This window comes from Vibrio crassostreae (assembly GCF_041439375.1).
Classification (GTDB): domain Bacteria; phylum Pseudomonadota; class Gammaproteobacteria; order Enterobacterales; family Vibrionaceae; genus Vibrio; species Vibrio crassostreae_D.
In genome coordinates, this window is sequence record NZ_JBGONY010000008.1 from 88,715 (window position 1) to 100,898 (window position 12,184).

The following is a 12,184-nucleotide window of genomic DNA, read 5'->3' on the forward strand; positions in this document are numbered from 1 at the left end:
TGTTTGTCTGTTTTAAATGCTTTATGCAGCGAACAGGTCGAAGGCCGTTAAATAGTCCAACTGTTGCCTTTCTCTACCACGCTGTTCTCGGACGCATAAGAGTTAATAATGGTAAAGCTAGACTCTACTGCAGATTCTTCAAATTGGTTCATTGAAGCCGCCTCATGCTCCCCTTCTCCACAACTGCACTCCTCGCAAACCTGTTTCAGAATATGCACTAGCCTCTCTTGGTTTAACGGCAAAGGGTTTCCTTTGATAGCCACTGACTTGAGCGCATCGGCAGAAACCTCATCAAACTGAGCTTCACAGACGCCAAATTCCTGCAAATTGGGTAACTTAAGCGTATCCAGCACTTCAGATAACCAAGAAATCGCCTCTTCTTCTTTTGCTTCGGAGTTACCTATCACTATCTGAGCGATTTGCTGATAACGCGCTAAGATGTCTAATCTTTTCTCTTCTCTCGCAACCGCAATATTTTCCAGCATCACGAACGGGGCTAAGCGCGCGGTAATCACACTGTGAGGCGCTGAAATCTTGCCTCCTAATGCAGAAGCCAAACCATGGGCAGCACCAAGCTTGGCGTTTGTTATCGCCATACCACCAAGCATAGAAGCAAAAGCAAGATCAGAACGTGCTTGAGGCTCGTCATAAACACACGCCCGAACCACAGAACTACTCAACTTGCGCAGCCCTTCTTCACAGATCATATCGGTTAACGGGTTGGGTTCACCACACACGTAGGCTTCCATTAGATGAGTAAATGCATCCATCGCACCTCGTCCAGATAGATACAGATTAGTTCCATGAGTTAGGGTTGGGTCGACAATCGCAACGTCAGCCAGCATGTCTGGGTTTCTAAGGCTTACTTTCACTTGGTCTTGCCCTGATTTCAGCACCGCGTTTTTAGTGACCTCCGCGCCGCTGCTCGCAGTGGTTGGAATAGCAATAAATGGCAGAGGTTTAGTTTTAAGAGGTACATTACGCCCGACGACTTCAACATAGTCGTATAAATTGCCTTGATTAGGTAAAACCGCAGCTAACGCTTTTCCCATATCGATGGCACTGCCTCCACCCATCGCGACTACCATATCTGGCTTAAATCGACGGGCAGAAATAGCGGCCTCTTCGACCATTTTAATATTAGGTTCTCCGGAAACGGCAATGTGTTGATAACGCATACTCTGCGCATCGAGATAGTCAGTAACAACTGAAGTGCGCTCTAATGTATTGCCTGTAACCAATAGCACGCTATAGCCGTATTGATTAAAGAGAGACAATGAAGCGGAAAGTGCTCCATCACCAAAGATGATCTTTGTAGATGTCATAAATTGAAACATGGTGCCTCCTGCGCCTATGACTGAACAAAACTGCGAACTCTTGGTTGTTGGAATTTAGTCTTTGTATCGTGCATCAGTATTAAGATGCCTCGTTCTGTATGAGCTTTTTTTGACGAGGTGCAACTTGTCGCATTAAAGATGGATTAAAGTCGTATTCTTAGGGGTAATTCACACTCTTAAATTAAGGGTAATCAATCTAGATACCTATCAGAAATCAACATGGATCCTTTTTGTGACCATTATTTGCTCTGATAGACAAAACCTATTGTATTAAGAGGTAATTCCATCTTTATTTCCCCATGGCATTGAGGCATAGTTGGTTTTAAGAAATTTTGAGTGGCATTCACTAAAGAATAGTTAACATAATCGAGTTAACGAGCCTCATCCCGTATTTAGGAGAAATTAAATGTTTGTAGTTATTTTTGGTCGCCCTGCTTGCCCATTCTGTGTTCGTGCAAAAGAGCATGCTGAAACTCTTAAAGCTAAACGCGATGACTTCAACTACCGTTACGTTGACATCCACGCTGAAGGCATCAGCAAAGCTGACCTAGAAAAGACTGTTGGTAAGCCTGTAGACACAGTGCCACAAATCTTCATCGACCAAGACCACATCGGCGGCTGCACAGAATTTGAAGCATACGCAAAAGAAAACCTAGGTCTTTTCGACTAAGCTAAGATTTCTCACAAGAGAATCGAGGCTAAGACCTTAAACAACTGACCAATTTATGCGTTGGACTGTACGATTTATAGAAAGCCCGCTCATTGTAGCGGGCTTTTTTTATGACCAGTTTTCATACGGAATAAGAATAAGGTCAAAATCAAGTAAATTAGCAAAATATCGCTTATAATTTATTTATATTTAGATACAATTCACCTCTCAAACTTACCCTGTGTTTCACGCCAATTATTGAGCGACCACTGTGAATATCGACGTTGTTTTTCTGTTAGAACAAAACCCCATTCTCCTCATCTTTGTTGTTTTATCGATTGGATTAGCCATTGGTAAAATTCGTTTCGGTAGTCTCCAACTCGGCAATTCAATCGGTGTTCTGATGACTTCCCTCATTATGGGACATCTTGGCTTCTCTTTTAATGCAGATGCACTCACCATTGGCTTCATGCTGTTTATTTACTGTGTTGGCATTGAAGCGGGTCCAAACTTCTTCGGTATCTTCTTCAGAGACGGTAAGCACTACCTCATTCTGAGCCTTGTGGTACTTTCTACAGCGATTGCCCTAACCTATTTCAGTAGTCATTACCTTGGTTTAGGCTTTGGCTTGTCTGCCGGCATGATGGCGGGTGCGCTTACAGCAACACCAATTTTGGTAGGCGCACAAGACGCGCTCAACTCAGGCTTAGCAGAAGTACCAAGAAACATGGATTTGAGCCTGATTATCGAAAACCTATCGGTGGGTTACGCGATGGCTTACTTGGTTGGCTTAATCAGCATGATCATGTTCGCTCGCCTGATTCCAAAGCTGCAAAAAGTAAACCTGCACGACTCAGCTGAACAGATTGCTCAAGAACGCGGTTTAGGTGCTTCTGGTCAACGTAAGGTTTACCTTCCTATCATTCGTGCTTATCGTGTGGGACCAGAGCTTATCTCTTGGACTGACGGTAAGAACCTGCGTGAATTGGGTATCTATCGCCAAACAGGTTGTTACATCGAGCGTATTCGTCGTAATGGTATTCTTGCCCACCCAGATGGTGATGCTATTCTGCAAGAAGGCGATGAGATCGCATTGGTTGGTTTCCCAGATAGCCACGCTCGTCTAGACCCAAGCTTCCGTAACGGGAAAGAGGTTTTCGACCGTAACTTACTCGATCTACGCATAGTGGAAGAAGAGATTGTCGTTAAAAGTGACAGTATCGCAGGTAAACGCCTTTCAGACTTAAACCTGTCTGAGTACGGCTGTTTTCTTAACCGCGTAGTACGTGCTCAGATTGAAATGCCGATGGATTTAAACATTGTGCTTTCTAAAGGTGATGTACTGCAAGTGAGTGGCGAAAAGAGCCGTGTCCACGGCCTAGCAGAGAAAATTGGTTTCATCTCAATTCACAGTCAAATGGCAGATTTGATGGCCTTCTGTAGCTTCTTCATTCTGGGTATTTTGTTTGGTTTGATCACCATGACATTCGGTCAGGTTTCATTTGGACTAGGTAACGCAGTTGGCCTGCTTCTATCGGGTATCATGCTGGGCTTCTTACGAGCAAACCACCCTACTTTCGGTTATGTACCTCAGGGTGCGTTGAATATGGTCAAAGACCTCGGCTTGATGTTCTTTATGGTCGGTATCGGATTAAGCGCCGGTGGTAAGATATTCGAGCACTTAACCCAAGTCGGCCCTCAGGTCATTGGTATTGCTCTCGTAGTGAGTGTGCTGCCTGTATTCTTCGCTTACTTGGTTGGTGCTTATGTTTTGAAGATGAACCGAGCGCTGCTGTTTGGTGCAATCATTGGTGCGCGAACCTGTGCTCCAGCAATGGACATCGTAAACGACCACGCTCGCTCAACCATTCCAGCACTAGGTTATGCGGGTACTTACGCGATAGCCAATATATTGATGACCCTAGCAGGTACTTTCATCATCATAATTAGCTAGCGCCTACTGCATTAAAAGCAGCCAAGCTTAGATATTTCGAATGCACTAATTCATCTTTGGATTAGTGCATTTTTTGTTAGTTCTTCTCTTCCGCTTGCTCTTAAATCTCTTCGAATACCGATACTCGCTTCTCGTATCCCGTATCCGCTCTTCAAACTCTTCGAATACCGCCACTCATATCCTGCATCTGCTCTTAATTTCTTCACTCAAATAACAGACAAAAAAATAGGCGCTCAATGAGCGCCTATTTCGTTTTGATTCGATTGTTTGAATTAGATGTCAGCTACATCAAATTCAACAGCTGGGTTAACGTCAGCTTCGTAATCAACGCCTTCAACACCGAAACCGAACAGCTTCAAGAACTCTTCTTTGTACTCTACGTAGTCAGTCAGTTCTTTTAGGTTCTCAGTTGTGATTTGAGGCCATAGGTTACGACAATGCTCTTGAATGTCGTCACGAAGTTCTAGGTCGTCTAGACGTAGACGGTTCACTTCATCGACTTCTGCTGCGCTGCCATCTTCTTTGTATAGACGTTGGCTGAACATACGGAAGATCTGTTCCATACAACCTTCATGAATACCTTCTTCACGCATCTTCTTGAACACCATAGCGATGTAAAGAGGCATAACAGGGATTGCAGAGCTTGCTTGAGTCACAACAGACTTAAGAACAGCAACGTTTGCAGTACCGCCAGTTTGACCTAGTTTCTCGTTAAGCGCTGACGCTGCACGGTCTAGATCCATCTTAGCTTTACCTAACGCGCCATCCCAGTAGATTGGCCACGTTAGCTCTGTACCGATGTAGCTGTAAGCAACTGTCTTACAACCATCAGCTAGAACACCGGCTTCAGATAGAGCGTTGATCCAAAGTTCCCAATCTTCACCGCCCATTACAGTAACAGTGTCTTTGATCTCTTCTTCAGATGCAGGCTCAACACTTGCTTCGATGATCATGTCTTTGTTTGTATCAACAGCTGTTGATGTGTACGTTTCACCGATAGGTTTCAGAGCTGAACGAATAACTTCGCCAGTCTCTGGCATTTTACGCACTGGAGACGCCAGTGAGTACACAACCATATCGATTTGACCTAGATCTTCTTTGATCAGGTCAATCGTTTTCTGTTTCGCTTCGTTAGAGAAAGCATCGCCGTTCAGGCTTTTTGAATACAGGCCTTCTTCTTTAGCTAGCTTGTCGAACGCTGCTGAGTTGTAAAAACCAGCTGTGCCCGGCTTTTTCTCAGTACCGGCTTTCTCGAAGAAAACACCGATAGTTGAAGCGCCGCCACCAAATGCAGCCGCAATACGTGAAGACAAGCCGTAGCCACTTGAAGAGCCAACAACTAGTACACGTTTAGGTGCGTTTGCGATTGGGCCTTGAGCTTTTGTGTAAGCAATTTGTTCTTTTACATTAGCTTCACAACCGACTGGATGTGTTGTAGTACAGATGAATCCGCGAATTCGAGGTTTGATGATCATATTCAACTTCCTTAAAAAATCAGGTTAAGGATAAAAGTTTCGTACGCAAATGGCATCTAATTTCTGTAAAAATGTGGTGAAAATGCAAGTGGTTGGAGCACTCAGCGAATATTTGCTGACTAAGTCACCATTTGTTAACGCGTCTATTGCGACTTCTACGACAAAAACAAAAAAAGGCACCTTATTAGGTGCCTTTTGTCATTTCTTTATCTAAGCAACGCTATTTAGCTTAGGTTTTAACTCTTTTCGCGTCAAAGTTTCGCTGAAGTCATGACTGAAGTGATCAACTTGAATCGCTGCGTAGCGTAGTTTGTCTGCTGCAATGATTTGGTCAACTTCGTCTTGAGTAAGAACGTCTGCCGCCAGAGCTTGGGCAAGTTTATCTTGCAGTAAGCCTTTACGAGCTACTTTGCCCTCTTTCACTGCTTTGAAGATCTTACGCTCAAGAGGCTTAATGCTGTACATCGCATTGAACGCATTCTCCATTAGGCCAACGCTATCCTCTTCTTCTTTACCGATGTAGCAAAGGTGAGTCAGACGTTCACGGTGTGCACCCGGAGTCATCAAGCTTTCCGCCAGTTGTACCGTTAGGTTGTCACTTGGTTTTTCAAAGTGGTTACCTACAGGGAACACTAGACCTTTAAGTACTTTACCAACCATCTTGTTCGGGAAGTTTCTGTACGCTTCTTGTAGCGATTTCGCCGCGTTATGGAAACAGTGTTGAACCGCGTAGTGTACGTAGTCTAGGTCAGCTTGTTGACGACCTTCGTCTTCATACTTTTTAAGTGCAGCAGAAGCCATGTAAAGGTAACTTAGACCATCACCTAAACGTGCAGAGATAAGCTCTTTACGTTTCAGCTCGCCACCTAGCGTCAGCATTGCGAAATCCGCACTTACTGCAAGCGCACGGCTCAAGCGAGTCAGGTCTTGGTAGTACGGCTTTGTTGGACCACTCATATCCGCTTTAATGAACTTAGAGCCTGTTAATGCCGCGCCAAACGCGCCGAACGTGTTCTTAGTCGCGTGACCAATATGCTTGAACAACAAATTATCGAAGTCCTTCGCACCTTGCTTCTCATCTGGGTTTGCAGCCGCTTCCATCTCGCTTAGTACGTATGGGTGACAACGTGTCGCACCTTGACCGAAGATCATCAGGTTACGAGTTAAGATGTTCGCACCTTCTACTGTGATAGCTACTGGAATACCTAGGTAAGGCGCAGCCAAGTAGTTCATTGGACCATCTTGAATTGCACGACCTGAGTGGATATCCATTGAGTCATTCAGAATAGTACGCGCCATCTCTGTCATATGATATTTCGCGATAGCCGTTACGATACCCGGCTTCTCCTTCATATCAAGTGAAGTAGTTGTCAGTGTACGAGTTGCTTCTAGTAGATATGTTAAGCCACCAATACGGCCTAAACTCTCTGCAACACCTTCAAATTTACCAATCGACATGCCGAACTGCTTACGAACATAAGCATACGCGCCAGTTGTTTTCGCCGTTAGGTGACCCATCGCTGTACCTAGGGCTGGTAGTGAAATACCACGACCTGCAGACAGACACTCCACCAGCATACGCCAGCCTTTACCTGCGTAATCTGCACCGCCAATTAGCCATTCCATAGGGATGAATACATCATGACCGCGTGTCGGACCATTCATAAACGCAAGGCCAAGTGGATCATGACGCTCACCAATCACAACACCTTCGTGGTCAGCAGGGATTAGCGCACAAGTGATACCGATGTCTTCTTTGTCGCCAAGTAGTTTCTCAGGATCGTGTAGTTTGAAAGCCAAACCAAGTACCGTCGCCACTGGCGCTAGCGTGATATAACGCTTGTTCCAGTTCAGCTTAATACCTAGCGTCTCTTTACCTTCGTGCATTCCCATACACACAGTTCCGACATCAGGGATACCACCCGCATCAGAACCCGCTTCTGGGCCTGTTAGTGCGAAACACGGAATATCGGTACCGTCAGCAAGACGAGGCAGCCAGTAGTCTTTTTGATCTTGAGTTCCGTAGTGAGAAAGCAGCTCACCAGGACCAAGAGAGTTTGGAACCATTACTGAAACCGCAGTACTGATACTACGCGTGGCAATCTTAGTTACGATAGTTGAGTTAGCGTGTGCTGAGAATTCACGACCGCCGTACTCTTTCGCAATAATAAGAGAAAAGAAACGCTCTTTACGTAAGAAGTTCCACACTTCTTCAGGAAGGTCTCGGTCTTCTTTTACAATTTGGTGGTCATCAAGCATAGCCAGCAAAGTTTCAAGCTCATTATCCATGAACGATTGCTCTTCTGCTGTCAGCTGAGGTTTAGGATATTGGTGCAGCTTAGTGAAATCTGGTTTGCCAGAAAACAGCTCTCCGTCCCACCACACGCTACCTGCTTCCATCGCTTCTTTCTCGGTGCTAGATAGTGGTGGTAGTACTTTTTTAAAGAGTTTAAAAGCTGGGTCACTTACCCATTTTTGTCTTAGAGAGCTCATAGTTCAGATCCTTTTGTTCACTATATTGGTTGTGAATGTTTCGCTTTTTATTGTTTTATTCTTCTGCTGACATGCCAGCGGCTAAATATGGAATAAGAATATCGACCACTGCCTTAGCATCTATCTTTCTGTCATAGTCATTCTCTGCAATTTCTACCAGAGCCTGACTTGATGCCATGGTGAATACACAAGTCCCTAGGGTGAAGTGTAATCGCCAAAATAACTGTTCTTGAGTGAGGTTCGGATTCGCCTTCATTACTGACGTTGTAAACAAAGAAAGTACTTCGCTATAACGGGTAGTAATGAACCAACGCAAGTGTCCTTGCACATCCGTATAGCCTCTGCCGATAAGTAACATGAACCGGCTTGTACCATTTGGCCTAACATCATTAAGTGCTCTTAGTGGCTGTCTCAAAGACTCAAACACGTCACTCATAGAATACGTTTCGTTCAAGTTTAAGTTCACTAATGCATCTTGCAGTGCTGGCATAAATGCTTCTAAGTAACGATTGAGTACCGCACGAACCAGAGTCTTCTTATCGCCAAAGTGATAGTTCACTGAAGCTAAGTTGACATTCGCTTTACTCGTAATCGTGCGTAAAGAGGTGTCATTAAAACCGTGCTCAGCAAATAAGCCTTCAGCCACATCTAAGATTTTGTCTTTGGTTGTACTTCTTGGTGCCATTTCAATCACTCGTATTAAACAACTGTTTGAAATATACGCTTAGTACATTTATTTAACAAGCAAGCAACATCACATTTTCACAAATTGGTCGTACCAGTTAGTAAAACTCAGCACTAACCGATTGAATCGCTGTGTGTTTACAAAAAAAGAAAAAAATAATGAATTTTCTTGGAACTGAAATGGAAATGGAGGGTCATAAATTAGGTAGAAAACAGCGTATTTAGAAGTTTAACAGGCCGTCAAACTTGTTCTTCTCACTGCTTTCTTAATTACTGCATTTCCTTATTAACTCCTATACTTGTATCCGCCCAAACCACGTTGGTTTGGGCTTTTTTTTGTGTGTTATTCCGATACCTTTTCTTTGGCTGGTATTCGATACAAAAAAAGCCCCCGAAAAATCGAGGGCTTTGCTTACATTGAGTGCTAGAACCTTTCACTTTATCTAATTAAGCTGCGTCATTTTTTATCAGCTCTCCCAGCACTGCTAGGTCATTACCTAGGTCAACCGAACCACCCAGTTCAGTCGCAATCCCCTCAACAACGATAGTTTGAACATCATCCCCTCCATTGATTGGAATGGACAACGCGATATCTTCTCCGTCGACAGAGACCTCTATCGCATCAAGTAACTCTGCCATTTGAGTCTCGTCTTGAGGATCTTCGACCAAATCATTGAGATCAATCAGGTCCCCAGAACCAGCAGTATAAAGCTCGAAATCTTTAATAATATCAGTACCGTTGTCGAGCGCGGAGTCTAGCCAAGTGAAGATATTATCTCCGCTATCTCCAATCAGCAGATCGTTACCTGACTGTGTATACAAGGGTTCATTACTCGCCGCACTAACAACGTTATATTGCTGCGGATCTTCGATATCTATCGTGACCGTCTCTACCGTGCTTTCTGCACCATTAGAATCGACTGCGACGTAATCAAACTGCGGGTCTTCGGTTACTGCCTCGTTACCTTGGACATAGCGTAACTCCCAACTGCCCCCTGTCGATGACAGCTCCATCCCAACAATCGGATTGTCTGGTGAAGAATAACTAAAATCATACAGAATTTGGCTATTCCCCGTATCCCCTGGATCTTTTTGATATTGCTCCGTCTGAGTCGTGCCATCAGCAAAGGTATAGAGCACTTCAACATAAACATTACTATCAGTGTTAAATGAACCACCCAAACCATCTAAACCAAAATCAACAACCTCTAATGGATTATTAGTAAAGTCGAGGACCAAGGTCTCCTGGCTGTTCATACCTCTACCATCAGTATCACCAATACCAAAACCAACATGAGATTGTTCGCCTTGATACTGTTTCAACGGTTTATCATTGTTATCTTCGATCGTTACTGTAATCGTATTACCGTTATCTAGCGTAATAAGTCTCTCTGTTGGTGAAACTTCTTCCCCCCAATTATAGAAACCATCAACAAGATCTGGCATATCCTCAGGATCACCACTGAAGCCCATTTCAAACATCTCTCCAGGTCCAGCAACAAAACTGATATTGTTCGGAACAAACAACACACCGTTATCAACATCAGACTGAACGATTTCTCTCGTGACGCCATTTTCGTCGGTATACAAAAGGCTGCCGTTGGTTGGCAAGCTTTCTATCCTAATATTAAGTGGAATGTCATCATGGTCATCTTCTATATCTGAGATGTAATCAGACATACCACCATCTTCAGAATCGAAAAGGATTGGTATGACTGCGTCCTCATCATTGACGACCGTAAAGCTCGTCGCTTCAGGTGCATCATTGACACCATTGATTGTTATCTCGATAACATGTTCAACACCATCGATAGCGGTTACGACATATCGCTCTATAACTACGTCATCATCGTTCAAGTATTGAACCGCATCGTTATCAACGACATAACTCCATGCCCCCTCAGGAGTAATCGTTAACATACCCAGAGCAAGAGCATAAGTAGACCCAATCGGGGTAAACACACCATTAGGTTTAAAGGCTGGCATGTCACTCGTGTCGACATCAGTAATCGTTAAAGTACCTGACGCTGAAAGTTCGTTAGTATCAGGATCAACATCGACATCTTCCGTCACCTCACCCATATCAGAGTCACCTTCACCAACGGTGATCTCAGACGGATCATCGGCACCGTTAATGGTGATGGTCACTTCACTGGTGGTTCCGTCTATCGCAGTAACCGTGTAAACCTCGGTAACGAACTCATCGTCATCAAGATATTGCACATCATCGTTGTCTACGACATACGTCCATGCTCCATCATCGGTTATGGTCAACATACCCAATGCGGTCTCATTGGTTGAGCCTTCTGGATTAAACGTACCATTGGGTTGAAAAGCAGCGACATCGTTATCGTCGACATCGGTGATGGTCAGTGTCCCGGAAGTTATTAAGTTGTTGCTCTCTAGGTCAACATCCACATCCTCAGTCACTTCACCTGTGTCTGAATCACCTTCGCCAACGGTTATATCAGATGGATCATCTGCACCGTTAATAGTAATGGTCACTTCGCTCGTGGTACCGTCACTTGCTGTCACGGTATAAACCTCGGTTACGAACTCATCGTCATCCAAGTACTGAACATCATCGTTGTTAACTACGTAAGTCCACGCACCGTCGGGGTCGATGCTCAATATGCCTAGCTGTGAGTCGTTTGTTGAACCTACGAGGTTAAACTCACCATCAGCTGAAAAGGTGGGAGTGTCGCTGTCTACATCTGTAATCACGATCTGACCAGACGTCACCAATTGATTGGTGATGTCATCTACATCGATGTCCTCGGTCACACTGCCTGAGTCATCAGTGGCTACAGCCGCATCATCAGTACCGATTATCGTTACAGTGATGACTTGTTCGCCTCCATCGGAGGTTTGTACTGTTGTCGTGTCTTGAATTTGTTCGCCATCGGCAAGCTCATCATAAGGACTGTTGGCCACGAAAGTCCAAGTACCATCTTCGTTTACAACAAAGGTACCGAGATCATTATCTCCAACAACCTCTTTGCCAATAAAGGTAACGTCCGGATCATCGCTGATTAAGGCGCCGCCTGTCTCAATTGGTTCATCCTGCTCAAACTCAATAGCGTTAGTGTCACCTGAAATAAGCGCAAAAGCGATGATATCAAAAAGAGCAATACTTTGAGTTTCTGACAATCCTTGAGACTCAAACCCTTCAGTTTCAAAATTCGTGGCGGCTTGAGTTTCAGCTCCAGTACGTTCAATCCTACCGCTGTTGGTCAAACTCGAGCCTTCTTCACCAGCAGCAGTATCAAACTCATCTCCTAGTTCTGTTGGATCAAACCCTTCTTCAATAGCACGCTGAACTTGAGCGATCGCATCATCAGTGTCTAGCACATTTTGTTGGCCCTGGTTATCTACAAAACGTGCAGAAACACTTGGCACACTCTCTTCACTAGTATCAAAACTGATAATTACGTCGCTAGCGGATGGTTGTTCGCCCGGAGACAAACGTCTAACTTGACCTTGAGCGTCGAGCACTACACTCCCGCTAACAAGGCCTAGTATATTTAGGTTGATGTTTCCCATATCCATATTCCCACTTCTACCCAGAACACACCAAACGCGGATTCAATCC

At 44.4% G+C, this 12,184-nt stretch carries 7 protein-coding genes; 2 read left to right on the top strand and 5 right to left on the bottom strand.

The features are described from left to right. Positions 1-47 precede the first annotated feature (47 nt). A complete protein-coding gene (locus ACED45_RS05805; RefSeq protein WP_371713490.1) occupies positions 48-1,337 on the bottom strand; it encodes an iron-containing alcohol dehydrogenase in 1,290 nt (429 codons plus the stop codon). Between the two features lie 406 nt (positions 1,338-1,743). Between ACED45_RS05805 and ACED45_RS05810 the strand changes: the two genes are divergently transcribed. After that, complete coding sequence (locus ACED45_RS05810) at positions 1,744-2,007, top strand: GrxA family glutaredoxin (RefSeq protein WP_009847069.1); 264 nt, start codon at positions 1,744-1,746, stop codon at positions 2,005-2,007. 250 nt (positions 2,008-2,257) lie between these two features. Then, positions 2,258-3,940: an aspartate:alanine antiporter gene (locus tag ACED45_RS05815; RefSeq protein WP_371713491.1), complete on the top strand. Its 1,683-nt coding sequence runs from the start codon at positions 2,258-2,260 to the stop codon at positions 3,938-3,940. Positions 3,941-4,212: 272 nt separating this feature from the next. On the opposite strand, the gene fabV is transcribed toward ACED45_RS05815, so the two are convergent. From fabV to ACED45_RS05835, 4 genes are all read right to left on the bottom strand, one after another. After that, positions 4,213-5,415, bottom strand: coding sequence for an enoyl-ACP reductase FabV (gene fabV, locus ACED45_RS05820; RefSeq protein WP_102480572.1), 1,203 nt, complete (start codon positions 5,413-5,415; stop codon positions 4,213-4,215). Positions 5,416-5,625: 210 nt separating this feature from the next. After that, positions 5,626-7,908 carry an acyl-CoA dehydrogenase gene (locus ACED45_RS05825; protein WP_048658398.1) on the bottom strand — a complete coding sequence of 761 codons (2,283 nt, stop codon included), beginning with the start codon at positions 7,906-7,908 and terminating at the stop codon, positions 5,626-5,628. Positions 7,909-7,963: 55 nt separating this feature from the next. Further along, positions 7,964-8,593, bottom strand: coding sequence for a TetR/AcrR family transcriptional regulator (locus tag ACED45_RS05830; protein ID WP_017065403.1), 630 nt, complete (start codon positions 8,591-8,593; stop codon positions 7,964-7,966). Positions 8,594-9,039: 446 nt separating this feature from the next. Further along, positions 9,040-12,135 carry a VCBS domain-containing protein gene (locus ACED45_RS05835; protein WP_371713492.1) on the bottom strand — a complete coding sequence of 1,032 codons (3,096 nt, stop codon included), beginning with the start codon at positions 12,133-12,135 and terminating at the stop codon, positions 9,040-9,042. Positions 12,136-12,184: the final 49 nt, after the last annotated feature.